This window comes from Listeria sp. LM90SB2 (genome assembly GCF_028867355.1).
Lineage (GTDB): Bacteria > Bacillota > Bacilli > Lactobacillales > Listeriaceae > Listeria > Listeria monocytogenes_B.
Genome location: NZ_CP046449.1, coordinates 506,209 through 531,357, shown reverse-complemented (window position 1 = coordinate 531,357; position 25,149 = coordinate 506,209). Strand labels below are relative to the sequence as shown.

The following is a 25,149-nucleotide window of genomic DNA, read 5'->3' as shown; positions in this document are numbered from 1 at the left end:
AGGGGGTACCTCGAGCCATAAAATTTTAACTTCTTAAAATTTTATGGCTTGCTTAGCAAAGTTATTCATAATTAATCGAAAATACTAGATTTCCCGTATATTTTCCAGCCTGGATATTTTCTGGGGATTCTATTTCCACGACTGCATCGCCTTCTGTTATTTCCGAACCTGGGGCTAGGGTTAAAATGGCATTTTCCGGATTATTTTCGGAACCATCCCAACTCAGCGGTGCCAAGCATTGGACTGTTGTGTCTGCCGTATTGGCCAAGGTTAGCTTGTTGCTCTCAGAAATAGATGTTGCTAATTGGTTTAATCCCACGGACAAAGTTTTACTTCCACGATTAATCCCTTCTACTTTCAATTCAGAAGTTTCATTTAAAGAAATAGAAGCCGGAATGACCACTGTATAGTTTTCTACCCATTTGGCGTAGATAGTTGTAGATACAGCAGCTGGCAATGAAAAGTCAAACTTATTAGTGAAATTTTGATCAAGATACCACCCGTCAAAGTAATGTCCTTCTTTTACTGGAATCACTTCTTCCCAGTACTCCCCAGAAATTTTATTTTGTACCTTTTGTTCCTCCGCGTCTTCAAATTCTCCACCCATCGCATCCATTGTTAGAGAAAGGAAAGCGCCTTTTCTATAGCCAGTAGGTTCACTTTGATTTCGATGATAGGTCTGTAGTTGCGAGAGATTAGAAAACTGTACCCAATTCTTTTCGTCATACCAGTTTGTATTTGCCAACCCATAAAAAGATTGTAAATTGTGACTGACAAACAAGTAGGTTAGGGAGGTGGTTCCAGTAAACATATCTGTCATAGTCTTTGCGGTAGTAAAATTATCCAGATATAAAGATTTTAACGCTGTACAATTTTGAAACATGCCCTGCATATTAGTAACCAGACTAGTATCAAAATTACTTACATCTAATTTCTCAAGTGATTGACAGTTATTAAACATGGTACGCATATCAGTAACAGAACTCGTATCAAAATGACTTACATCTAATTTCTCAAGTAATTCACAATCAGCAAACATGCTATACATATTAGTAACGGAACTCGTATCAAAATTACTTACATCTAACTCTTCAAGGCTATTACAAGCAGCAAACATGCCCAGCATAGTAGTAACGGAACTCGTATCAAAATTACTTACATCCAATTTCTCAAGTGCTCTACAGGTACTAAACATGCCCTGCATTGTAGTTACTGAACTAGTATTAAAATTACTTACATCTAATTCTTTAAGACTGGTACTATTAACAAACATGCCATACATAGTAGTAACGGAACTCGTATCAAAATCACTTACATCCAATTTTTCAAGTGCTTTACAGTCCCTAAACATATAATGCATATCATTCACAGAACTCGTATCAAAATTACTTACATTCAATTTCTCAAGTGATTCACAGTATCCAAACATGCTATTCATATTATTAACGGCACTCGTATCCCAGTTGCTTAAATCCAGTTCCTTAAGTACGCTACATTTATAAAACATGTTCTTCATATTAGTTACTGCACTAGTATCAAGACCACTCACATCAAGCTCCGTAAGGTTGTAACTATTTTCAAACATACTTTCCATAGTGAGTAAAGATGGTACTGTCGGATAATCATTATCTCTGATGATCACTTTTTGAAGTATTGGATTAAAAAACGCTTCTCTAAAAGACGTTACTCCAGACAAATTAGAACGTTCAATTCTCACGCTCTCAAGCGCTAAGAAACCACCAATTTTACTTTTAAAATAAGTTTCAAAACTTCCTGTCAAAGTAGCTTCTTCAATCTCTATATGTTTAATGTTACTCAAATAACTCTTCCAAGCACTTGGTATACTGCTTGGCACGTTGCCAAACATATGCAAGCTATATTCACCGTTCACAGTATTGCGATAAATCGTCCAGTAAGCACCTGAGCTTACCACTGTTAAATCCGGATTATCTGAATCAGCAACAGGCTGCTCTCGAACATCTGGATTTTGCATCAACTCATCCGTAGTTGGGATTTCTTCTAGATTCTCGACCTCGGCTGGCTTCTCTTGCGCGACTTCTTCTGCAATGATATTAGAGGTATCCAGAGAACTTAGCTCCTCTTCTGGAAGCTTATTCGTTGTGTCCCTTTCTTGTGCGATAGAAACATTAGCGTTCCCCAGTGCAATAAAAAGCACAGAAATAATAAGCACCACTCGCATGGAAAACTTCTTCATCAGCTCCCCTCCTTCTTTCGTAGTTAATTTCTAGATGCAAACTTTCTAGCTGCAACTTAATTATAGAGGAGTCGAGAAGCATTTCTGGCCATAAAATTTTAACTTCTTAAAATTTTACGGCTTAGTTGGTGTGTTTGCTTTTTCCATTAGTATTGTACAAATGAAAAATAGAAATAAAAAAATCCGAGTAACGATCATTACTCGGATAAGACTTTAGTTTTCCATTTAAACATTTTCCATATCCATTCCAACAAGTGTTTCCCTAATCTTTTTTATTAGCGATAAATTTTTTTCTCGCTATTTTCGCCAGATTATCATTAATTTTGACATAATCAGATTCTAGCCATCTAGTATTTACATAGATTATTGGCTGATTGATACGTAAAGAGGTCAATACTTCTGGAGACACGGAAAAATCACTTATATATAAGTCCACCACCGGATCGACCTGATTAAGTATTTCCAGATTGTAGTAACTAGAAAAATACCTCATAAAATCAAATACGGCTGTTTCATTAGATATAGTTGATAAAATAGTTACTTTAATAGGCAAGGTGTGTATAGAAAAATCAATCCGCTTATCCAAAATGATCAGATAATCTGAAGCAAGTCTTTCTTCAAACGGTTTTAATGAATCCATTTCTTTTAAATTTACTAATTGACTAATCAATGGTTCTAGGTGATTCACTTTATGGATTTTTCTTATATTTCGATCAAGATCTGTATACCCTGGCACAATATTATTGAACTTATTGATTAAATTATCAAGTAAGAAATATCTATAATTTATACTCGCAAAGGAGTAACGGAGCAATTCCATCTCTTTCTCTGAAAATGGAATAGAGAGATTATCATTTACTCGTTCACTGGCAAAATCAACTAGTTTCATGAAGCCCATTTCTTCTAACTGTTCATCCATGTAGAAAAAGGAAGGCATTTTTTCAATCGAAGAATAACTACCGAAAGCAACAATGGTACTCAGTATAATTTGCGTCGTGTAGGTCATTTCTTTATAGTTCCTATTAGGAAGTTGTTTCGCTACCTTTTTAATGAACGCACTTTCTGATTTCTTAGACTCCTCGGTGCAAGCCTTATATAGGGCCACTTTAAACTGCCTAGTTGTATCAATTTGACAATTCATTCGATCTCTTAATAAATGCATAGCGACATAATAATGAATCATCATCGCCTTATCTATCGAGTTTGCTCTATAAATTTCTTTTGGACAACTCTCTAATAAGTCAGTGATTTCATCATATCGAACAAAAGAAAATGGCCAACGATCCCCGCTATATGCGACTAAAAAAAGGAAGGTATAGAATATTCTTAATGAAAATTCATCCCCCGTTATTTCTACCTGATTTCCTGTAGAAATATACAAGTTCCGTTCACTTAGCTCTTCATTCAATTCTTTTATTTCTTTCTTTATCCCAGAATAAGAAACATGTACTTTTTTTGCCAATGCTTGTAGATTAGGGAAGGAAGCCAGCAATAAAGTTTCGAGAATTTGAAATTTGGGCGATTCTCTAATATAGGCGTTGATAATGAGTTGAATACTACAATTATCCGATATTTTTAAGGTATAGGACAAATTTGGCGCGGAGTGAACAATCGAAAACGCTTTGTATCCAAATCGTTCAATATCAAAATTAATTGTTTTAATCGTAGAAATGAGGGTTGGATACGTAATGTTCAAATCATTTAATAGTTCCTCTTGTGTACTTGTATGATTTTCCGCATAAAAAATCTTCTCAAGAAGCGCTACCTTTTTTTGGCTTTTTGAATCTAAATATTCTCTCATTAAAAACACTTCCTTTGAATGTTACTTTTTATGTAAAATCCATGTAACTGCAATAAGATGTTCCTCTAAGTCATCGTATTCGCTCCATTGGCTCTTGTTACTCATTGTTTCTTTTCCAGTTCAAAGTCCACTTCCGGGGTTCCCTCTAGCTCTTCCACCAATGGTAATTGATTCTATTCAAATAAATTCAGCCATTCGTTTCGAGTGAGATATTCATGATTTTGATACTTCACCTTGTTTTTTGCGCGCTATTCAGGCACATATGCTTTATCTATAATAACATCTTTCGGACTACTACCCAATCCAAAAAAGTCATGTGAAAAATACGGAACAAACGGTAATATTTCAATTGATTTAGAAGTGAATGACGCGCGGCAAGCTTTTGTTCGGTTCCTTTATTCATTTATTTACCCTACTAGAATATTTTTAGTTAGCGTTTGGGTTGTTTTTCTAGATAATTAGTATAAGAATTGATTTATTTAAATCCATGTCTAAAATAACACAAATTGTGTCAATATACATAATTTTATACATATGGGATTACGTTATACAAAAATAGACTGGAAGCAAAGTAATTTCTTACTTTGTTTCCAGTCTGAAGTCAGCAATGCACTACTATTTACTTCTTACTTCCCTTAAACCAAATTTCCCACAACTTTCACGCGCAATCTGGTTGCATTACCCGGATGATACGCTAATGGGATTTCTTCCACTTCCACCACTTCAATCGAGTCAGTCACTGCACCGGCTAGAGTTGCTTGTTCTCTCGCTTTTTGTTCGGCATCTTGGAGCGCTTCTTCCCGCTCGATTTGAGAATAGATGTAGATTTGTTCGTATTGTCCGCTGATTTGGGAAATGGATGCGCCGATTGCGTTGGCAACTGGGCCGTTTTTGTCGCGGAAAATTTGTGCGACACCAGAGATTTCGTCTGGAATAATCACGCTACCACCGCCAACAAGTACTAGACTTACACTCCCCGAACTGGTTTTCATTTTATCAATCGCATCTTCGGTCATTTCAGCAATTTTTTTATAGGCTTTTTCGGCAAAATCGGTTGGGATATGTGCGACTAATTCAGGGTTACCGATTTCTGCCCTACCTAGACGAACCGCGATGTCGGTAGTGGTCATCGTTTTACCTCCGAAAACTAGTGCTTCTTCGGAAATACGGTAGCCAACGCTATCTGGTCCGATTGTTATGTCGCCATCTTTTTCGCGAACGATACTTCCTCCACCAAGTCCGATGGAAATAATATCTGGCATTCTAAAGTTGGTACGCACTCCGCCAACATCAACCGCAAGCGAGGACTCTCTAGGGAAACCATCCGTCAGCACTCCAATATCAGAAGTCGTGCCACCAACATCGAGAACCATCGCGTCTTTAAGTCCCGCCAAATAGGATGCGCCGCGGATACTGTTCGTTGGTCCACAAGCAATTGTCAAAATCGGGAATTGTCTTGCATAGTTTAGTGACATTAAAGTCCCGTCGTTTTGGCAAAGATAGATTTCAGCATGCGCAATTCCTTCTTGTTCTAGTGCTTTTTCAAAACCATCACTCGTTGCCGCAATAACTTTGAAAAGGGCTGCGTTTAAAATCGTCGCATTTTCGCGTTCAATCAGTCCAACAGAACCTACGGAAGAGGAAATCGAAACCGGAATATCTGCGCCTAGTTCTTCTTCAATAATTTTTTGAACAGCTAATTCCTGATCGTTTTTCAAGGAAGAAAAGACGCCAACAACTGCGACGGATTCCACTTCACCTTTCCAACTAGCTAAGGTTTCACGGATTTCTGCTTCGTTGATTTCTGATAGCACCTGACCATCATACTCATAGCCGCCACCAGTTAATTTATATTTTCCAGATAAAAAGCCAACCATGTCTTCCGGCCAAGCTGTATATGGTAAAACGGATGCTGTTGCAGGATAGCCTAAACGAAGAACGCCAACTTTTGCTAATTTTTTACGTTCTACAATCGCGTTCGTACACTGGGTTGTTCCAAGCATGGCGTGCGTTACTTTCGAGCGATCAATGCCCGTTTCGCTCAATACGCGATGAAGTGACTCAGTAATTCCTGTTTCAATATCTTCACTCGTTGGCATTTTTACACTATGAATGAGTTGTTGATTTTCATCTAAAATAACGGCATCGGTGTTTGTACCACCAACGTCAATTCCAATTTTATACATGACGGCGTTCCTCCTTTTTGACAAGTTCTTCTAGTGGTTCAAAATCGACATCATAGCCGAAATAGCGCGGTCCAACTGTTTCGATACCTTTGTCCGTTCTCCAAGCATCATCAGCTGGTAGTGCCATCACGCGGACACGTTTTCCGTATTTGAGCGCTTCCGTCGTTACCGGCATCAGCGTTTCAAGGTCTACCATACAAATTAAATCTGGTGTAATTGCTATCGGTTCGCCATTTTTCTCCGCAACAAGATTTTCGTTTTGGAAATGAACAATGACTTCGCTACCTGTGTCTTTGTTTAGTCCGTCGATTTTCACACGACCAAAGTTGAAGCCTGCACGCGTTTCCCGAACTACATCGGTAATTTTCCCTTCGAATAAATGATAACCGTGCGTTACATCTAATAATTTTTGTAGTTTTTCTGCTTCGTCCATCGAAGTTTCACGGATTACTTTACCGATTTCTTCAGATAGCGTCACGATATTTTTAATACTACTTTGCTTGATTTGCGCGCCGTTACACGGATACAGGCTCACAAGAGAACTCGCGCCCATTTCGACCGTTGTCACACGTGCAAGTCGTTCGGTCCATTTATTATCAATCGTTTCCATGATGCCAATATTACCTTTTTCATCGGTGATAGCCATTGGTGTTGCGGAAATCCCGTCTAGATGGAACGTCACCATTTGTAGTTCTGGAAAAGCTCGGCCCATGCCGTCACAGTCCACCATTGGCAAACCTAGTTGAGCCGCCACAACGATTGGGATCATTGAGTTTACTCCACCAGCTTCCATTGGAAATGTTCCTTTTACTTCTTTGCCTACATATCTACCTAATTTTTCAAATACACGAACGAATTCGTCGCCTTTAGGAAATTTTTCAATGAGTACAGACGGTGCCCCCATCATCGCGGCTGGAATGAAATAATCATCATCCGCAATTTCTTCTGGGGATAACAGTTTAATTGGTCCATGTTTTTTAATTGCAGTTAATGCCATCATCTTGCCTATATATGGATCTCCTCCGCCACCAGTGCCAAGAAACGCAGCACCAATCGCGATATTTTCAATAGCTTGTTCATCTAAATAACGCATTTATTTTCCCTCCAAGTTTTCTACATTGTTGGTTTTCCCGCTCAGCACTTTCGCTCCGATCAAGTAAACAGCCAGCGACAAGATAATACCGATAAGTGGTTGATTTGGTAATTGTGGTAGCTCCGGGAAAAATGTCAAAATGACTGGAATCCCCGCAATGACTGCACCAACTAGCCAAGAACTTACACCAAGCCAGTTGACACCTGATACTGGTGCCCATTTGGATTTGTCACCTTTTTGGACAATCCAGTAAGAAGCAATCATTACTCCTGCAACGGGTGGTACCATTGCTGAAAGTACGGACATAATTGGAACAAAGTGGTTTAAAATTCCGATAACCGCGAGTATTGTTCCAAGTCCGCCTGCAACTGCCACTGCTACTTTGTGATATTTTTCAGAGATGTTAAATACATTGATAATCGCAATACCTCCCGAAAAGGCATTTACTGCGTTTGTTGTCCATGCAGCAAGTATCAAACCGATAATACCAAGAACTGGTAATCCTAAGTTTGTAAATACGACAGAAATATCTGCTGTACCCGCCGTAAGTGCAAGTACCGCTCCAACCGTAATCATAAGCACACCTGATGGCAAAATCCCGACAATAGCTGCTTTTACAACATCTTTACGCGATTTTGTATATTGAGAATAGTCTCCTGCTATTACTGCACCTAATGCAAATGAGCCAATTGTAATTGCTAGTCCTGTCATAAACGACATGCTTCCTGCTGGTTTATAATTTTCAACAATAGCTAGTCCGCCATCGTTTAAAGAAACAACAAGTCCGTAAATACATACAAATAGTAAAACTGGTACTGCGATATAATTTAAAATACTCAAAATACGAATACCATAAATAGCTGAAAGTAACATGATAACTCCCCAAATTAAGGAAGAAACTGGTACTGGAAGATTAATTCCATAAATACCTAGAAACTGTGAGAATGCTGCACCACATACATTGGCTTGAATACCAAACCATCCTAGACAAGCAATCGCTAAAAGAATAGATATGATTTTTTTCGACCCTTGTTCTCCAAAAACCTGTGAAGCTACACTAACTGCTGGAATACCTAAATCGCTACTTTGCATTCCTTGATATATCATAAATAAGACAATAACGCCGTATCCTAAAAGTGCTATTAAAATTGCTTCCCAAAGAGGCATACCTGAAATTAAAGTTCCTCCAACTAGTAGACTCGGTACACAAATCATTGCTCCGGTCCATACAAATGCTAAACTCTGCCAGGATTGCGTTTGCTCCACTGATTTCTTCTCTGTCATTATGTTCCGCCCCTTTTTCTTGAATTTGTTATATTAATGACTAATTATATAAGAACTAGCTATCATTTGTATTTATCAGAATTGAAAAAAAATAGCGCAATCTTTGTCGTTTTGGACAAAAAATGCACTATTTTTATTTATTATTGTTATTTCCACCAAGAATCCGTCGAATCGCCACTGCTAAATAAAGGTTGTAGGATTCTGGGATTTTTGTCGCCGGATATTGCAATAACTCATTTATCCGTTGTATTCGATATTTAATCGTATTTTTATGCAGGAATAGTAGTTCAGCTGCTTGATTATAATTGGATTCACCTTCCAGTAAAAACACAGACAGCGTTTCAATTAGTTCATCATTATCCTCTAAAGGCTTTAGTGGCCTCATTTGTTCTGCAATTGCTAGTTCTCCTCGATCTACTATTTCCACACATTTTGCTGCGAAATCAATTTCTTGAAGAGAATAAATGGACTTGTTCGCATAAATCGCATTTGCCGCATTTTTATATTCATTAACGAGCGAATAAGCGCTTTGCACATCTGACGTTTGCTCCATTCCTTGGCAAACGGTAATTTTCAAGTCTATCCCATGTTCTTTCATCATCATCGCAAACTCATTGGCTGTATGCGTCCGGTCCCGCTGCGCCACTGAATTATCAAGTAAAACAACGATATTGTCTTCAAATAAATCAATTAATGAAACTTGGAAGTGACTAGCTACAAAACTTTTCAGTTCAGCTAAAACTTGCTCATTGTCGCGAATTTCTTCGGTTTTTACAAGCCACATCCATTTAATAGAAGAAACATCCACATTTAAAATCTTACCAAGTCGCCGCATTTTGACACTTTCATCATTTAAAATGGCTTTCATCAGTTCAGCTGTACTGATTTCGACATAGTTTCTGCCCCATAAATTCATAAATACTTGGACTACTTCGGTAATTTGCATGACTACATCGGCTGTTAATACGCCTTTTTCTTTCATCATAAATAAGTGCATCGCTTGCATACCGTCTTGAAAAATCGGTTTTCTGGCCGTATAAAAATCGCGTTCATCCAAGGTAAGCTGTACAAGCTCATGTTCACCGATTTGTTTAGATGCCTCAATTATCCGTTCAAAATCCCAGTGGCGCGTTCGTGGCCAAGTGATAGAATTAATTACTTGGAAAGAATTATCCGTTAAGACGAGCGAAGTATGCGTTCTATCAGACAAAATTTTCAGTGTGGTATCTATATTTCGTTGTGGCGGTCGCACACTCGAAATCTGTTCTAATGACTCGGTTACAAAGTTGGTATCTGTCATTTCTTGCTTCACAATCGCTTCGACTACTTCATAAATCACTTCGCTATATCTAAGTGACATCTCGTTTTCCGGCATCACGATAATGGTAAAATCAAGTTCATTTGCAAAATCAATCAGTTTTTGATCCATTTTCGGCACAAAAATTCCCACGTAGTAAAGAATTAAAGCAACTTCGCCAACCTTATGTAATCGCTCAATTGTCCGACACTGTGCCTCAACATCGTCACGAATATTCACAAAAGCCGATACAACTATTTCACTGCCATAAAATTCATCATTATCAAATAAATCATCTTCTAAAAGAGCTACCTCTGTATATTCTAAAACAGAAATAGACGAAACAAGCTTAGATAATCCAGATTTTCCAGAGACTACTTTCGCTTCTTTTAAAGATGGTAATTTCATTAAATCTGCCAATTTTACGCTCAAAGTTCGCCACCTCCAGTTATTCTAAGTGTAAACAATCTCCTAGAAAAAGTCCATGCCACGTTAAATCTTTTACATTCAAGGCCTATTATAGTAGCATTGAACCATGAATAAACATATTCTGATTAAAAACATAAGAAAAGAAACGGAGGCAAATTATGTCTATAGAGCCATCCATTAAAATAGAAGAAATTATTAATGAAGTTGAAAAAGTAATCGTCGGTAAACGACATGTTGTTAAATTAAGCTTAACTGCCCTACTTGCGGGTGGTCACGTATTATTAGAAGATGTTCCCGGTGTTGGTAAAACGATGATGGTCCGCACCCTTTCTAAAACAATTGGTGTTTCCTTTAAACGAATTCAATTTACACCAGATTTACTTCCCGCAGATGTGACGGGGGTTTCGATTTTCAATCCTGAAACACGTGATTTTGAATTCCGTCCAGGTCCTGTCATGGGAAATATTGTTCTTGCGGATGAAATTAATCGTACTGCGCCTCGAACTCAAGCCGCTTTACTTGAAGGTATGGCTGAGAATAGTGTGACAGTGGATGGTATTACGCGCAAACTTGCCAACCCATTTTTCGTTATGGCGACGCAAAATCCGATTGAATACGAAGGAACGTATGCCCTTCCAGAAGCACAATTAGACCGATTTTTACTCAAAATTAATATTGGTTACCCGACAGTCGAAGAAGAAATGCAGCTGCTTACATTAAAACAATACCAAGATCCACTTGATCAAACGCAGCAAGTGGTGACACTCAGCGAATTACTGGACCTAAAAAACAAAGCAAAGCAAGTCTTTATTGATGATGTTTTAAAAAATTATATTATTCGCCTAGTTGATGCGACTCGAAAACACCCTTCCGTTGCGCTCGGAATTAGTCCGCGTGGCTCGCTCGCTTTCATGCAAGCCGCTCAAGCTTTTGCGCTTATTGAAGGTCGAGATTATGTGATTCCTGATGATATTCAGTATTTAGCACCGTATATTTTCACTCATCGTCTCATTTTGAAGTCTGAAGCTTATTATAATGAGGAAACAGCCGAATCCATTATTGCTTCCATTTTGAAAAACACGTCAGTTCCGGTAGAAAAGAGGTAGCTAAATGTTGAAAAAACGCCTCCTATTAGCATTTCGGTGGATTATTATGCTAATTATTTACGCTGGGCTTTGGACTTATACGTTATTTCAAGGTGATACTGCTAGCTGGTTTTTAACCTATTTCTTTAGTTTTATCCTGTTACTTTTATTTTTGTCCTCGATTTATCCACTAAAAGCGTGGAAAGTGAATCGGCGTTTTGTTAAAAATACCTATCATGATGGCGATTTAATTGATATGCAAGTATCATTCACTCGAAAATCGCGTTATCCGGTGGGTTATTTGCTATTCCAACAAAAAATACCCGCTAGTTTTGGCAATGTGAGCGCCCGCCAACAAGTGGTTTATCCGCTTTTTAAAAAGCATTTCACGGTTACACTAGCTGGATTTGTAGGCGTTCGTGGGATTCATTCATTTCCGCCAGTGGATGTAGAAACTAGTGATGCTTTCGGCTTGTTAGAACGTTCGCGCCAACTATCTTCCGAAAAATCGCTCACTATTTATCCAACCTATTTTCCGGATGTATTAGAAAAAATCAGTGAAGCTTCTCCAGAAAACGAACGCAATGCCGCTTATTGGACGCTTAAGAAAAACAGCAATTTGCACAGTTTGCGCGAATTTTCTTCTGGTGACCGGATTTCTCTTATTGACTGGAAATCTTCTGCTAAAAGCGACCAACTGATGACTAGAGAATTTGAAAATAGTGCAACATCACGGTTATCCGTCATTTTTTACGGAGCGAGCCATCCCAATTTTGAATTATCACTTCGGGCGGCTTACTCGTTTATTCGCAAAATCTCCGAAGATAATGGAGAAATTCGTGTTACTCTTTTAGGCGATCAAACAAGTAAATTTGCTCCGGCGAAAGGTACGAGTAGACTTCAAGATATATCGACTGCTTTTGCAGAAATCGCCCCGGTAGATAGTTTAACGCTGCAAGAATCGCTTGATAGTAATTTACATTCTGGAGAGAAAATCCTTCTATTCACGCCATGTATTGATACGATGTTAATGCAAAAAGTGACTCGTTTAACGGATAATAAACAGCTCCAAATCATTACTTTTCAATCAGAGCATTCTAAAGCGATGGATGCTCCAGCGATTTTCCTTGAGCCAGCAAGTCTTCTAAGCAGATGGGAGCGTGAAGCTAAATGAAAAGATATTTAACGCTCGTCATGCTATTTATTCTATCTGTTTTGCTTATCTCTGAGTGGATTTATCCATTCGCAGAGCTGACCGAACTCTCTACAGCAAACTGGATTATTTTGTTTATAACCCTTTCACTCGGTAGTTTTTTCCTCCGTTTGAAATATTATTGGACAATCCCGCTTCATATCGTGATGATTATCTTCGTTTCAGGAATTTACTACGCTAAAGGTGGGATTTTGGCAGGGAATTGGTTTGTTTCTTTTTTCCAAATCACCTTTAATGGGTTTAGAGATATGGTACAGTTTCGCTCGTCCGATATTTCTATGGACTTTATTTTAATCGTTTTTTTAATTGCTTTATGGCTTTTGAGTTATATTACTACTTATAGTATTCTGCGCAAACAGCGGGTTATGAGTGTTTTAGTTTTAACTGTTGCTTATTTAGCGGTTATTAATACTTTTACAGATTATAACAGTAATTGGGCCATCGTCCGAACTGTATTAGAAGGATTTTTATTACTTCATCTTGCACTGGCAAGTCGGATTGCAGCACCAAATAGAATTAGCGCGGACTCCTTAAAACGTAATGGTTTGTTTTATCATATTTTTGTGATTTTGTTACTGGCCGTATTTGTTTTTAGTTCGTTAATGCTTCCGAAAAAAGCACCGATTTTCCCTGATCCGGTACCGACGATAAAAAATGCGCTTGGAATTAATACAACGCGCACGGTGGGTTATAGTGAAGATGATACGACACTTGGTGGTGCTCTCAAAAAGGATAATGCTACTGTATTCACGGCCCGGGCGGAAAAAGGGCATTACTGGCGTGTAGAATCGAAAACGGTCTATACTGGCACTGGCTGGGCAAATGCAAATTCCGCGGATGTCATATCTTTTTCTTCCGGTGATAATTTCCCTATTCAACTTACAGAACAAACAACTGGTGCTACAAACACGGCCGAAATTAGCTTTGCTTCTTCTAATGATTACATGCCTTATCCATATGGAACGCAAACAGTTAATGGCGCAGTAGATTCATTTAGTGCCAATTTAACCATTGAGCGGGTTGGACCAGTGGATACAATCAAAAATTATACGGTCCAATTAAAAACACCCGTTTATAATATTGAAAAAATGCAGAATGCCGACTTTAGCACACTTTCTAACGCTTTTGTTTCCCAATATACCCAAACACCAAAAGACTTACCAGACCGGGTGACAAAACTTGCCAATAAAGTAACAAAAGACGCTGATTCAATTTATGACAAAACGAAAGCAATCGAACGCTATTTAAGCGCTTCTGGCACCTTTACTTATAGTACAGAGGATGCGAAAGAAACGCCTAGGGGAGCCGATTATGTCGATCAATTTTTATTTGAAACGCAAATTGGGTATTGTGACAATTTTTCTACTTCCATGGTAGTCATGCTTCGATCGCTTGGGATTCCAGCAAGATGGGCCAAGGGCTACACACCTGGTGAGGGTGAGAAAAAAGAAAATGATGCTAAAACGACTTATACAATCACAAATAACAATGCACATTCTTGGCCGGAAGTGTTTTTCCCAGGAACTGGATGGGTTCCATTTGAGCCAACAGCAACATTCTCCAATCCCGAAAACTTCCAAGAACCCACAACTGAAACAGCTAATAAACCTGAAACACCTAATGATAGTACGAGTACGCCAGAAACACCAAATACAGCCGATAAAACACCAGAACAAGATAACGGTAGCAGCTCCACAGGTGAAACACCGAAAAAAGAAGAACCTAAAACAGAAACAGCGGCCTCTAATTTCGAAATTCCGTCTTGGGTTTGGTGGATTCCTGCTGGACTAGTTGTGACACTGCTCGCACTAGCTATTATATTCAGACGTAGAATTCGTAGATATTTATTGCTTCGTTCTCTGAGAAATAGTCCAGAATTTGGCAAAACCTATCATAGACTTATGAAATTACTTGCTTCTTATGGTTATGTCCGCGAATCGAGTGAAACGTTACGTCATTTTAGCACCAGAGTGGATGCTGAATTAACAACGACAGAATTTTCGCGACTAACGAAAATGTATGAAGCCCAAATTTATAGTAATAACTTAACGGAAAAAGTGATAACTGCGGAAGAAACGCAGCTTGTGCAACAAGTTATAGCTCGATTAACTAAATAAACAGAGAAAAAGCGCCTAAGAAAATATTCATGGCGCTTTTTCTTATGTAATATTTTTATCTTTTCTTCGTAAATATGCGATAATGTTAACATGAATAAAATAAAGGAGACTTGAAAATGACAACTATTTTCCCAAAAGAACAAAATGTCGCTCCCCTTTTCGAACAGATATTGGCTAATCCAACAGCTTGCAGACGTTTTAAAGATGTATTTCTAGATAATTTAGAGAGCTACCAAGAGACGCGTGGTTTTGAAAAAGATGATACTCTTTTTGCTAAAATTATTTTGTCGGCTTATAGGCAAAGTGATGTAAGTGCCTTGTTGTTAGGTGTTTGCGGGAGAACATTATTCGAACTTCTCAGACAAGCTTTCCTTATTCCTAAAAAATTAACAGTGGATAACCCGTTCTTTTTAACAGATAAAGAAGGTAATTTTATAGCCAAGAAGGACGATATTTCTAACCGCGAACAGGAGAAATTTCAAGAGATTTATCAATCGGATTTGCATCATTCTGAAACAACGATTTTCTTAGTAGATGATGATGATATCATTCATTCCTACGAGCCAGATTTTTCGATTTCTACTAAACGAATTAATAAAAAAAGAGGGATTTTGGTACTGTATTCTCTTCCTGATACTTTAAAGTTAGGAATGACTGAATCGGAAGTCTATGCGTTTATTTGGAAAACTTTCTTGCATATACAGGAAATCATTCCATCCAGCCGAATTTTCTATGGACAAGAAACATCAGAAAATGCAGATGAACTTGGCGTATTTCTTCCAATTCACCATTTTGAGAAAAAAATGCTGCAAAATATTGAGCAAGTTAATGAGCTAGTTGATGCTCTTCGTGAACAAATGGTTAATAAATAAGAAAAAAAGGATGAAAAATCATGGCAAGATCTAGACAAATTTCAGAATCAATCGGTTTGGGGCTTTTACTTGCTCTGGCTGGCGGATTTATGGATGCTTACTCTTACATTGAAAGAGGTCAGGTATTCGCTAATGCGCAGACTGGGAATATACTTTTATTTGGAATTAATATTTCGGAGGGGAACTGGGCTATCGCAATTCAGTATTTTTGGCCGGTTGTCTCTTTTACGGTCGGAATTGCGATATCTGAAGTGATTCATCGGCGAGATATTAGACGTCTCCACTGGCGTCAGCTTTCTGTCTTGATAGAGGTGGTAATTTTAATTGGAGTTGCATTTATTTCACTTGATCATAATCTAATTGCCAATTCGCTCATATCTTTTGTATGTGGTATCCAAGTAGAAAGTTTCCGAAAAATGCATGGTAGAGGGATTGCGACGACGATGTGCATAGGGAATTTGCGGAGCGCCACGCAAAATTTATGCGATTATTTCGAGTACAAGGAAAAACAATATTTGCGTAACAGCTTGCTATATTTTACCGTTATTCTTAGTTTTATCATTGGTGCGGTTGTAGGGAATTTCTTTATTCAGCTATTCGCACAATATGCTATTCTCGTTTGTGCATTTTTACAGTTTATCGCCTTTATGATGATGTTTATTGATAGAGAAAGTAAAATAATATAAAAAAACTGCCAACAAAATGATTTCTCACTTTGTTGGCAGTTTTTTATTTTACTTCTTCATCTACTTTTTTAAATTCGAAGTTCTTCATCCATTTTTTATTTTTGCGAATGGAGAAGTAGCCGATGATGGATATCACGAAAGCCCCGAGGAAGTCGACGAACAGATCGCCCATTGTATCAGCAACTGCTGCATGACCTTGAAGCATCGTGCCATCTTCTAGCATTGTTTTTTGCATGTTCATTCCAAAGCTATCGGCTGCAAATTCATAGAACTCCCAGAAAACACCCAAGAAAACAGCAAAGCTACAAGCAAATAATGCAACGAAAACCGGACTCATCGAAAGAGTAATCCGTTCATCATTATTCAGTAAGCTCACAATAGAAAAACCAAGTCCCCCAAGCATTGCCCCACTAAACGTATGTAGAATCGTATCCCAGTTAGGAATTAAATAATAGAAACTACGAACTTCGCCAAGATAAATGGCACAATATAAGAAAACGATAAAAACAATATACATCGCATTCGGAATGACGAATTTCATTTTTTTACTAATGATGGATGGTAAGAATAGAACTACCACGCCAAGTACACACTGCATAAGCATAAGTGAGTAGTCGCCCTTTGTTTGTTGTCCTTCTGGAACATTACCAGATGGCGCTGTAATTAAGTTAACTGTTGCATAAACCATCGAAACTACGAGCGTTACTAATACAAAAATAGCCAAAATCTGTGCCCAGTTCCATTTTCTTTTCTTTGTTTTGTCCTTCATGAAGCGTCTCACCCCTTTTTAAAATATGTATTCATTATAATCTATGTGAAGCGAAAAAAGAAATTTAAAACCAGCTTGCCGCTTCTTCATAACGCTTTTGTGACAATTTCCTGTCTAAAATCAGCTATATTTTGTGTTTCTCACACATATACTTTAATACCGCTTTACCATGATTTTTAATTTTGTTACACTAAACACATACTATATGAATCTTTTAACTGGAGGAAAATCAAATGAAAAAAGTATCATCTTTATTAACCCAAGATCAGTTTTGGGGAATTATTGATAACTCTGACAAAGGCAGCAAATTAGAAGAACTACTAGAAAAGTTGAGTGAGGATGAACTTTTTGGTTATGATTATTGGTGGAACTACTTTCATAAAAAATCATATAACCAATCGCTCTGGGCTGTTGCTTACGTAGTATTAGGTGGCTGTAGTGATGATGGATTTGACTATTTCCGTTATTGGTTAATAACAAGAGGTAAGGCTGTATTCACATCTGCTGTGGAAAATGCCGATACGCTTTGCGGTGAATTTGATTTATTAACAGAGGATGAATATCCTGAAAATGAAGAGGTAGCTTACTTAGTGATGGATATTTTCGAGAACAAACTAGGGAAAGACTTTGACGATGCTGAAAATGAAGCAGAGAGTAGAATTGAGTTTGAAGAAGTATCTATGCCTCCAATAGATTTTGAGTGGGATGAAGACGACGAAGATTCTATCAAAAAAGTATGCCCAAACACTTTTGCAAAATGGTGGAATAACGACAAATTCTAATATAAAAACACGGAAATCCTATTAATGAGGACTTCCGTGTTTTTTTGTTATTTCAAAAAATCTTGTAAAGCTTTTGCGTTAGCAGCCATATCATCTAAACGAAGCACTGCTCCCGCTCCATCAATTCGCTCATTGTGCCATTTCCCTTCAACAGGAATCGCGAATTTTTCCATTGTTTCTGTTTTTCCTAGTAGGAAATCTGCGCCAATGGACATTAATGTTCCTGTTGGGATATTAGTGGAAGAATAACCTTGTAGTTTTCCGATAACATCTGGGATTTTTGCCACGTCACCAACATCAATCGCCTGTTCTTTCAAAGCTTCTAATACTTGTTGTTGACGACGAATTCGACCGAAGTCTCCTTCTGCATCTTTACGGAAGCGAGCATATTGTAACAATGTTTTACCATCCATTACTTGTTCGCCTTTTTTAATGTTTGCGTCAATATTTTTCGACATATCTTTCTCTGCGTTGATTTTGATTCCTTCTGGTGCAAGTGTATCAACAATCTTAGGGAAACCTTCAAAATTGGCTACTACATAATATTGTACGTCTACTCCAAAATTTTCTTTAATCGTTTGGCGTACAAGTTCTGGTCCGCCGTATGAATATGCTGCATTGATTTTGTTTTTGCCGTGTCCTGGAATATCTACGTATGTATCACGCATGATCGATACCAGTTTTGGCGTATTTGTTTTCGTATTATAATGAGCAATCATCAAGCTGTCTGAACGGCCTTGGTCTTCACCGCGAGAGTCACTACCGATAAGTAGTACATTGATTTCATCGCCAACTGCCTTGGCACCATTGAATTTGTAGTCTTTTAATTTACTTTCATTTTGCGCTTCTTTTAAGCTAGATTGATATTGGAAATAACCTATAACTGCAACTACACCAACTAAAATTAATAGGGCTACAAGAATCGTAACAAAAATTCTACCTTTGCGCGCTTTTCTTTTTTGTGCATGTCTTGCCATATTTCACACCTCTTTTATTGTAACTTACTTCCATATTACAATAAAATGACAAAAAATAGGAGCGATAATTCCATAAGATTTTTTAAAGATTGGAAAAAGCCCCCTACAATGATGATTTCTAGAGGGCTCGCAAATATTAAAGGGTTCCGTCGCTGCTTGTAGTACTATCACTTGTTCCAGAGTCAGAACTATCATCTGAACTATTTGGCGCTTGGCCAGGTTCACCGGACGGCGGCGTTCCACTCGGCATCTCTCCTCCACCAGGACCTTGCATGGTTCCATTAGTATTATTTTCCGGGGTATTTTGACTAACTGAATACAGCTGATAACTTAAAACACTAATAATTATGACAGAAAGAATACTGACAATAATCGTGCTCCACTTCCATTTATTGTGGATGCCTTTCCCACGAATAATGACCTTCTTTTCTGGTTGCTCCATCTCTTCCATCCAACATCATCCTTTCGTTACCACTACTTTACCAAGCAAATAAGAACAAATTATGACATGAATTAGAAAAAAATATGTCGGGCAAATCTAAAGTTTTCTTTAATTTTTTCAACTTTTTTAGAAGTGTTTGGTATAATTAATTGAATATAACATGAAATTAAGGGGTGTATTATGGCTAGTTATGGTGGGAAAAAGAGGAATAACAAAAAAGCAATTATCATTGGAAGCATTGCCGCTGTTGCCGTCCTCGCAGGCATTGCCATTTACTTTTTCATTCAAAATCAACACAAAGATGAAAAAAATGCTTTAGCAGCCGCAGAAACTTTTACATCAAATATCGCTAAAGAAAAGTACGACAAGTTGGGAAGTAGCGTCTCAAGTGAATCCTTGAAAAAAGTCGAATTTACAAAGAAAGAAATGGAAGATAAGTATCAAGCTGTTTACGACGGGATTGGCGCAAAAGATATTAAAGTAAAAAATCTAAAATCTGTCTATGATGACAAAGAAAACAAATTCAACTTAACATACGAACTAGAAATGCGGACTAGCCTCGGGAAACTCGCTACACAAAAATACAAAACGACTATTTCCAAGCAAGATGATGACTGGAAAATCGACTGGAAACCAGCTCTCATTTTCCCCGGAATGGTGAAAACAGATAAGGTGCGCATCACGGAAGACGAAGCAGAGCGTGGTCAAATAGTGGACAGAAATGGTAATCCACTCGCGACTACTGGTCAATTTGCCGAAGCTGGTGTAGTGCCTTCGAAGCTTGGTGAAGGCGACGAGAAAGTGAAAAACATTGCGGATATTAGCAAAAAACTAGAAGTCTCCACTGATTACATCAACAAACAGCTCGATCAAAAATGGGTCCAAGCAGATAGCTTCGTTCCTTTAGTTACATTGAATAAAGATAATCTACCTGAGGCTACTGGACTTACGTATGCTCAAAAAGAAATGCGGACGTACCCATTAAATGAAGCAACCTCGCATTTGATTGGTTATGTCGGTGAAGTTAGCGCCGAAGACATTGAAAAAAATCCAAAACTCAGCGTTGGCGATGTCATTGGGAAAAGTGGCTTAGAACGTTACTATGACAAACAACTGCGCGGTAAAAATGGTGGCGCAATTAAAATCATCAATGACCAAACCAAGCAAGAAGATACTTTACAAAAAATCGATAAAAAAGATGGCGAAGAAATTAAACTAACGATTGATGCAGCCGTTCAGAAGAAAGCTTTTGATAGCCTCGGTTCCGAAACTGGCGCTGTGACCATGATTAATCCGACAAATGGCGAACTATTAGCGTTAGTGAGCACCCCTTCTTATGATGCCAACCAAATGGTGCTCGGGATCACTTCCGAAGATTACGCAAAATATAATGACGACAAACGCCTACCTTTCCTAGCAAGATACGCAAATCGTTACGCACCAGGCTCTACCTTTAAAACAATTACAGCCACAATTGGGCTGGACACTGGCGTTACAAAACCCGACAAAGTCCGTGAAATTTCTGGCTTACAGTGGCAAAAAGATGCTTCATGGGGCAAGTATTTTGTCACTCGTGTCCATGATGTTCCAAAAGTAAATATGACGGATGCGCTTGTGCACTCTGATAACATTTACTTCGCTCAAGAAGGTCTAGAAATCGGCAAAGATAAACTAACTGCTGGCTTGAAAAAATTCGATTTTGATAAGGAATATAACTTACCTTTCACAATGAAACCAGCACAAATTTCGAATGATGGGCTGAACTCGGAAATATTACTAGCTGACACATCTTACGGACAAGGTGAATTACTGATGTCGCCAATTCAACAAGCGATTGCATACTCGGCCATTGCAAGCGACGGAAAAATGCCTTATCCAAAACTAGATACAAAAGAAAAAGCTGGCAAGGAAACACAAGCAACCGAAGCCGCTTCTGCCAACCAAGTCAAAGCAGCTTTAGTCAAAACTGTTTCTGATCCAGCTGGTACAGCACACGCCCTACAAATCCAAGGTCATAGTATCGCAGCCAAAACCGGTACAGCCGAACTAAAAGAAAAACAAGGCGAAGATGGCCTTGAAAATGGTTTTGTTTACGCCTTCGATGCCGACAATCCCAATTACCTCATGGTAGGAATGATTGAAAACGTCAAAGGTCGCGGTGGTAGCGGACTTGTAATTGATAAGCTAAAACCAGTTATTGAAAGTATGTATAAATAAAAAAGAGCCCTTCTGTTCGCGAACAGAATGGCTCTTTTTTGTTAACTTTCATGGGTTAATTCAGTAATTTCTCCTTTTGTATTAAAACGAACAACTAAAAGTTCATCGCTAACTTCTGGTAATAGTTTGAAATCGAATGTTAAATCCAACTCATTATTGGCATTTTCCGAAAACCAAACGCCTGACAAAACTAGTTTATCGATTAAGATTTCCTTTGTTATATTTTCTAGCGCATCACATTCGGTAACTTCTAAAACCGCTTCGGGCAATTCATCTGTATGAAAATCAAAATAAATAGTAAGCGTATCATTTCCATCAAATTGCTCTAAAATAGTTTTTTTCGCTTCTAGGTGTAGTTCCGGAATTTGATCCGTTAAAGTAACGATATCTTTAAAATAATCTTCTGAAGTAAGCTTTTCAAAAATACTATAATCAACCTTTACTTCTTTGCCATCCAAAGGAATTACGGCGTCCATCATCGTTCCATTTTCTTGCGTATAGCTTAGTGTTCCTAGTAACTTGGTTGTTAATGTTCTGTTTGTCATGTTCGGTGCCTCCTAGAAATAGTAGCTTGCATACGCTCAGTATAACTTAAACTCACTTTGATCCGCAACTTGTTTCGCAGCACTGCTTTCAGGGAAACTATTAACAACTATTTAAACCGAAGAAAGAAGGAAGTCCCATGGTAAAAATCACGAGTTATCCCGCTGAACCTTCTGATGTTAAACATTATATTTCTGGAGAAAAAATGAAAAATGACCACCATTTGCATACGGTACTTAAGTTTGATAATCATTTAAATATAGACGTTCTAAAAAAAGCAGTGATGCAGTCTACTAAAAAACTTCCGCTATTACTTTGTCATTTTAAAGAAACGAAAAAAGGTGCTTTTTGGCAAGAAAGTGTTTTTTCTGCGGAGGATTTGGTTTTCTTAGTGGAAACGCAAGCGCCAGAAACCGAAGTGGACCGAGCACTTGTAACGAAGCTTTCCACAGAAAATGGGCCGCAAATTTGCTTTACTGTTGTTCGGGCTGATACTTCTGATCAGCTTGTGGTTATTATGAATCATATGTTAGCAGATGGCGCTGGATTTAAGGAATATCTTTATTTATTGAGTGAGCTTTATTCTAATCTGCTTGAAAATCCGGATTATGCGGCGAATTTGAGCTTAGGTTCCCGGAGTTTAAAGCAAATTTTTGATCAACTTTCGCGTAAAGATATAAAGTCCATTTTTACGGAAAAAACGAAGCAAAAAGCTGTCCATAACCCAACTTTCCCTCTTAAAGGTGACCCGAAAAATCCGAAAGTTATTTGGACTAAGCTACCAAAAGAGGATTTTTCGGAAATCATCCACTTTGCAAAAGAGCACGAGGCAACTGTGAATGATGTTCTGTTCGCCGCAATGGCGCGCACTGTTCAGCAAACAACAGGGCAACAAGAAATGTCAATTGATTGCCCGGTGGATCTCCGTAAGTATTTGCCGAGTAAGACCAGTAGCGGAATTACCAATCTCACCGCCAATATTACATGCCAAATCAGCGCAAACGATGACCTAACGTCATTTGAAAGCACACTCCAAGCCGTCAAAAATTCACTCAATCCACAAAAAAACAGCTTTGCACCTCTACGAATTTATTATTTATTGGAACTGATTTTCAAGAAAAAGAACTACTCTGTTGCAAAAAAAGCTTCTGAAAAAATGTATTCTATTCCGAAAACAAGTTTTACGAATATAGGTATTATCGATGAGGAAAAACTCGTTTTTGAAGGTAGCACTTTAACAGATTGTTTTATTTGTGGTTCTTTAAAGTATGCGCCGTTTTTCCAAGTCGCTGCTACAACTTTCCGCGGCGAGCTGACACTGAGTACTAATTTGCATGGTACTACGCAAGATCATGCTTGGCAGAAAGACTTTTTGGAGCAGATGATTTCGGAATTTCCTTCTAAATAAGAAAAAGCTATCCTCAGCAGGATGGCTTTTTCTTATTTCTGACTATCCAATAATTCGTAGCCTACTTTCAAGTTATTTAAGGCTGTTTGTAATTTATTCGTGCGCACTTTTTTAAAGATAATTTGATTTGGATATGATTTTTTAAATGCAGCTTCACTATCTTTTTTACCATTTAGTAAATCGATAGTTACTTGTATCCGCTCTATTTTGAAATCACTCCATTCTTTGAAAACCTTTTTAAATGCCTCCGTATCCGCCGAGGCTTCTGAACTTCTTTTAACCGCATCTATACTTAAAATTTCTTGCTGATATCGTTTCATCGTGTCAATCATTTGGTTAATATTATCATTCGCAAAATCCAAATCCGACCAACTTTCTTCTTTAATTGTATCTTTCAAAATTTTTTCTGAAGAAAGTTCCCGACCTTCAAATTCTGCTAAATCAGCTTTAATCAAGGCTAAATCTTTGGTTGAAAGCTTGGGCTTGCTCGTCGTTTTTACAATTTTATCGCTGTTAGTTTTTGTCTTCGTTTGTTCACCTTCATTCTCTCCTGTTGTTAAGGCTATTATAACTACAAAAACTGCGCCTATTATTACTACCACTTTCCACATTTTTGATAATCCGTTAAACCAAGCAACTAACTTCTTCACTCGTTTTCCTTCTTTCATTTAATAAATAAAGAGCATATAAAATTATAGCCTCATTCTTATCAAATGTTTAAAAGGTCGTATAAATACTACTGAAAAGATAATAAAATGCGCAGTAAAAAAACAGCCTACCTCAAATCAAGGTAGGCTGTCCCTTTTTATTTCAACAATTCCCGAAGTGCATCTACGCGATTCGTTAATGGTTTTCCTAATGCTTTTTCAAAATCATCAGAAGTAACATCTAATTGGTCGTTCTTAATGTCGTGTTGGAAGGATAAGAACATTTCTGCGACAGGTTGTGGTAAACCGGCAGAAACTAAATTTTCTACAAATCCTTTATCATCTGAAGAAATAACGTCGAAATCTTTTCCAGTTGCTTCTTTTAATGCTTTTGTAAGTTCTTCGTATGTCATGAGTGGGCCAGATAATTCAAGGATTTCTGGGAAGTCAGCGCCCGCAACAGCTTTTGCGGCTACTTCTGCGTATTCGCGTTTTAATGCCCAGCCAACTTTTCCATTTTCAGCAGCGTATACAAATTTTCCAGCACTTAATGCGCCACCAATCATTGGCATTTCATTTTCGAAGTACCAGTTGTTACGCAAGAAAGTGTGCGCGATTCCGGATTTTTCGATTACTTTTTCGGTAAAGAAATGATCTTCTGCTAAAGCGCTTGTGGATTTATCTGCGCCTGCAAAACTTGTGTAAGCAATGTAAGAAACACCTGCTGCTTTTGCCGCATTTACCACGTTTTCGTGTTCTACTTGGCGATTACCAGGAGCGCCCGATACAAATAATACACGGTCGATTCCTACGAATGCTTGCTTCATTGATTCTGCATCACTATAATCACCAACTCGGATGTTAAATCCTGCTGCTTTCAAGTCTGCACCTTTTTCTTCGCTACGAACTAAAGCATAAATATCGGACATTGGAACGAGCTCTTTCAAATAATTTAATGCGTAGCCTCCAAGTCCACCTGTTGCACCTGTTACTAAATAAGTCATTTAAACCACTCCTTCAAATTTTTTTAATATTAAAGCTGTACATTTATAATTTACACCTTTATAATAAACATTATGATAAGAT

20 protein-coding genes are annotated in these 25,149 nt (G+C 38.0%); 8 read left to right on the top strand and 12 right to left on the bottom strand.

Annotated elements, in window-relative coordinates:
- Positions 1 to 61: 61 nt before the first annotated feature.
- The 6 genes from GL301_RS02510 to GL301_RS02485 all read right to left on the bottom strand — a co-directional run bounded on the left by GL301_RS02510 (position 62) and on the right by GL301_RS02485 (position 10,308).
- A complete protein-coding gene (locus tag GL301_RS02510) occupies positions 62 to 2,215 on the bottom strand; it encodes a BspA family leucine-rich repeat surface protein (protein WP_003725193.1) in 2,154 nt (717 codons plus the stop codon).
- 262 nt (positions 2,216 to 2,477) lie between these two features.
- Positions 2,478 to 4,016, bottom strand: coding sequence for a helix-turn-helix domain-containing protein (locus GL301_RS02505; RefSeq protein WP_003740432.1), 1,539 nt, complete (start codon positions 4,014 to 4,016; stop codon positions 2,478 to 2,480).
- Positions 4,017 to 4,651: 635 nt separating this feature from the next.
- Positions 4,652 to 6,202 carry a hydantoinase/oxoprolinase N-terminal domain-containing protein gene (locus tag GL301_RS02500; RefSeq protein WP_003728092.1) on the bottom strand — a complete coding sequence of 517 codons (1,551 nt, stop codon included), beginning with the start codon at positions 6,200 to 6,202 and terminating at the stop codon, positions 4,652 to 4,654.
- Entirely contained in the window at positions 6,195 to 7,295 is a 1,101-nt protein-coding gene (locus GL301_RS02495) for an S-methyl thiohydantoin desulfurase family protein (protein ID WP_003728093.1), read from the bottom strand. The genes GL301_RS02500 and GL301_RS02495 overlap by 8 nt, the downstream gene beginning before the upstream one ends.
- Positions 7,296 to 8,579, bottom strand: a complete 1,284-nt coding sequence (locus tag GL301_RS02490) for a cytosine permease (protein WP_003728992.1) — start codon at positions 8,577 to 8,579, stop codon at positions 7,296 to 7,298.
- A 133-nt stretch (positions 8,580 to 8,712) separates the two neighbouring features.
- Entirely contained in the window at positions 8,713 to 10,308 is a 1,596-nt protein-coding gene (locus tag GL301_RS02485) for a PucR family transcriptional regulator (protein WP_003740428.1), read from the bottom strand.
- Between the two features lie 155 nt (positions 10,309 to 10,463).
- Here GL301_RS02485 and GL301_RS02480 point away from each other — a divergent pair, with 155 nt between their 5' ends.
- The 5 genes from GL301_RS02480 (at position 10,464) to GL301_RS02460 (ending at position 16,278) form a co-directional block, all read left to right on the top strand.
- A complete protein-coding gene (locus GL301_RS02480) occupies positions 10,464 to 11,411 on the top strand; it encodes an AAA family ATPase (protein ID WP_003721242.1) in 948 nt (315 codons plus the stop codon).
- 4 nt (positions 11,412 to 11,415) lie between these two features.
- Positions 11,416 to 12,564 (top strand): DUF58 domain-containing protein, encoded by a 1,149-nt coding sequence (locus GL301_RS02475; protein ID WP_009929138.1) that lies wholly within the window; start codon positions 11,416 to 11,418, stop codon positions 12,562 to 12,564.
- A complete protein-coding gene (locus tag GL301_RS02470; RefSeq protein WP_003725186.1) occupies positions 12,561 to 14,720 on the top strand; it encodes a transglutaminase TgpA family protein in 2,160 nt (719 codons plus the stop codon). The genes GL301_RS02475 and GL301_RS02470 overlap by 4 nt, the downstream gene beginning before the upstream one ends.
- A gap of 116 nt (positions 14,721 to 14,836) precedes the next feature.
- Positions 14,837 to 15,592, top strand: coding sequence for a DUF4866 family protein (locus tag GL301_RS02465; RefSeq protein WP_003734632.1), 756 nt, complete (start codon positions 14,837 to 14,839; stop codon positions 15,590 to 15,592).
- A gap of 20 nt (positions 15,593 to 15,612) precedes the next feature.
- Positions 15,613 to 16,278 carry a YoaK family protein gene (locus GL301_RS02460; protein ID WP_003728097.1) on the top strand — a complete coding sequence of 222 codons (666 nt, stop codon included), beginning with the start codon at positions 15,613 to 15,615 and terminating at the stop codon, positions 16,276 to 16,278.
- 43 nt (positions 16,279 to 16,321) lie between these two features.
- On the opposite strand, the gene GL301_RS02455 is transcribed toward GL301_RS02460, so the two are convergent.
- Positions 16,322 to 17,047, bottom strand: coding sequence for a DUF2238 domain-containing protein (locus tag GL301_RS02455; protein WP_003721237.1), 726 nt, complete (start codon positions 17,045 to 17,047; stop codon positions 16,322 to 16,324).
- Between the two features lie 233 nt (positions 17,048 to 17,280).
- On the opposite strand from GL301_RS02455, the gene GL301_RS02450 reads away from it, so the two are divergent.
- Positions 17,281 to 17,829 (top strand): DUF4240 domain-containing protein, encoded by a 549-nt coding sequence (locus GL301_RS02450; RefSeq protein WP_003725181.1) that lies wholly within the window; start codon positions 17,281 to 17,283, stop codon positions 17,827 to 17,829.
- 47 nt (positions 17,830 to 17,876) lie between these two features.
- Here the strand turns inward: GL301_RS02450 and GL301_RS02445 are convergent, their stop codons facing one another.
- Together GL301_RS02445 and GL301_RS02440 are read right to left on the bottom strand one after the other, a co-directional pair.
- Complete coding sequence (locus GL301_RS02445) at positions 17,877 to 18,806, bottom strand: LCP family protein (protein WP_003725180.1); 930 nt, start codon at positions 18,804 to 18,806, stop codon at positions 17,877 to 17,879.
- Between the two features lie 136 nt (positions 18,807 to 18,942).
- The gene (locus GL301_RS02440) at positions 18,943 to 19,257 is read right to left on the bottom strand and encodes a hypothetical protein (protein WP_003725179.1); all 315 of its coding nucleotides are present in this window, start codon (positions 19,255 to 19,257) and stop codon (positions 18,943 to 18,945) included.
- 171 nt (positions 19,258 to 19,428) lie between these two features.
- Here GL301_RS02440 and pbp4 point away from each other — a divergent pair, with 171 nt between their 5' ends.
- On the top strand, positions 19,429 to 21,465 hold the full coding sequence (pbp4, locus tag GL301_RS02435; RefSeq protein WP_003728098.1) for a penicillin-binding protein PBP4(5): 2,037 nt from the start codon (positions 19,429 to 19,431) through the stop codon (positions 21,463 to 21,465).
- A gap of 41 nt (positions 21,466 to 21,506) precedes the next feature.
- On the opposite strand, the gene GL301_RS02430 is transcribed toward pbp4, so the two are convergent.
- On the bottom strand, positions 21,507 to 22,010 hold the full coding sequence (locus GL301_RS02430) for a DUF2004 domain-containing protein (RefSeq protein WP_003728099.1): 504 nt from the start codon (positions 22,008 to 22,010) through the stop codon (positions 21,507 to 21,509).
- 137 nt (positions 22,011 to 22,147) lie between these two features.
- Between GL301_RS02430 and GL301_RS02425 the strand changes: the two genes are divergently transcribed.
- On the top strand, positions 22,148 to 23,416 hold the full coding sequence (locus GL301_RS02425) for a condensation domain-containing protein (protein ID WP_012681103.1): 1,269 nt from the start codon (positions 22,148 to 22,150) through the stop codon (positions 23,414 to 23,416).
- Between the two features lie 32 nt (positions 23,417 to 23,448).
- On the opposite strand, the gene lntA is transcribed toward GL301_RS02425, so the two are convergent.
- Both lntA and GL301_RS02415 read right to left on the bottom strand, forming a co-directional pair.
- Positions 23,449 to 24,066 carry a nuclear targeted protein LntA gene (lntA, locus tag GL301_RS02420; protein WP_003741511.1) on the bottom strand — a complete coding sequence of 206 codons (618 nt, stop codon included), beginning with the start codon at positions 24,064 to 24,066 and terminating at the stop codon, positions 23,449 to 23,451.
- 155 nt (positions 24,067 to 24,221) lie between these two features.
- The gene (locus GL301_RS02415; protein ID WP_003725173.1) at positions 24,222 to 25,067 is read right to left on the bottom strand and encodes an SDR family oxidoreductase; all 846 of its coding nucleotides are present in this window, start codon (positions 25,065 to 25,067) and stop codon (positions 24,222 to 24,224) included.
- Between the last annotated feature and the right edge of the window lie 82 nt (positions 25,068 to 25,149).

What these genes read in the sequence shown, in the direction of transcription:
- GL301_RS02495 (WP_003728093.1), bottom strand. Translation starts at nt 7,295, where the DNA reads ATGCGTTATTTAGATGAACAAGCTATTGAAAATATCGCGATTGGTGCT.
- GL301_RS02475 (WP_009929138.1), top strand. Translation starts at nt 11,416, where the DNA reads ATGTTGAAAAAACGCCTCCTATTAGCATTTCGGTGGATTATTATGCTA.
- GL301_RS02440 (WP_003725179.1), bottom strand. Translation starts at nt 19,257, where the DNA reads ATGGAAGAGATGGAGCAACCAGAAAAGAAGGTCATTATTCGTGGGAAA.
- GL301_RS02490 (WP_003728992.1), bottom strand. Translation starts at nt 8,579, where the DNA reads ATGACAGAGAAGAAATCAGTGGAGCAAACGCAATCCTGGCAGAGTTTA.
- GL301_RS02510 (WP_003725193.1), bottom strand. Translation starts at nt 2,215, where the DNA reads ATGAAGAAGTTTTCCATGCGAGTGGTGCTTATTATTTCTGTGCTTTTT.
- GL301_RS02465 (WP_003734632.1), top strand. Translation starts at nt 14,837, where the DNA reads ATGACAACTATTTTCCCAAAAGAACAAAATGTCGCTCCCCTTTTCGAA.
- GL301_RS02445 (WP_003725180.1), bottom strand. Translation starts at nt 18,806, where the DNA reads ATGGCAAGACATGCACAAAAAAGAAAAGCGCGCAAAGGTAGAATTTTT.
- GL301_RS02430 (WP_003728099.1), bottom strand. Translation starts at nt 22,010, where the DNA reads ATGACAAACAGAACATTAACAACCAAGTTACTAGGAACACTAAGCTAT.
- GL301_RS02415 (WP_003725173.1), bottom strand. Translation starts at nt 25,067, where the DNA reads ATGACTTATTTAGTAACAGGTGCAACAGGTGGACTTGGAGGCTACGCA.
- GL301_RS02460 (WP_003728097.1), top strand. Translation starts at nt 15,613, where the DNA reads ATGGCAAGATCTAGACAAATTTCAGAATCAATCGGTTTGGGGCTTTTA.
- pbp4 (WP_003728098.1), top strand. Translation starts at nt 19,429, where the DNA reads ATGGCTAGTTATGGTGGGAAAAAGAGGAATAACAAAAAAGCAATTATC.
- GL301_RS02470 (WP_003725186.1), top strand. Translation starts at nt 12,561, where the DNA reads ATGAAAAGATATTTAACGCTCGTCATGCTATTTATTCTATCTGTTTTG.
- GL301_RS02480 (WP_003721242.1), top strand. Translation starts at nt 10,464, where the DNA reads ATGTCTATAGAGCCATCCATTAAAATAGAAGAAATTATTAATGAAGTT.
- GL301_RS02425 (WP_012681103.1), top strand. Translation starts at nt 22,148, where the DNA reads ATGGTAAAAATCACGAGTTATCCCGCTGAACCTTCTGATGTTAAACAT.
- GL301_RS02450 (WP_003725181.1), top strand. Translation starts at nt 17,281, where the DNA reads ATGAAAAAAGTATCATCTTTATTAACCCAAGATCAGTTTTGGGGAATT.
- GL301_RS02455 (WP_003721237.1), bottom strand. Translation starts at nt 17,047, where the DNA reads ATGAAGGACAAAACAAAGAAAAGAAAATGGAACTGGGCACAGATTTTG.
- GL301_RS02505 (WP_003740432.1), bottom strand. Translation starts at nt 4,016, where the DNA reads ATGAGAGAATATTTAGATTCAAAAAGCCAAAAAAAGGTAGCGCTTCTT.
- GL301_RS02500 (WP_003728092.1), bottom strand. Translation starts at nt 6,202, where the DNA reads ATGTATAAAATTGGAATTGACGTTGGTGGTACAAACACCGATGCCGTT.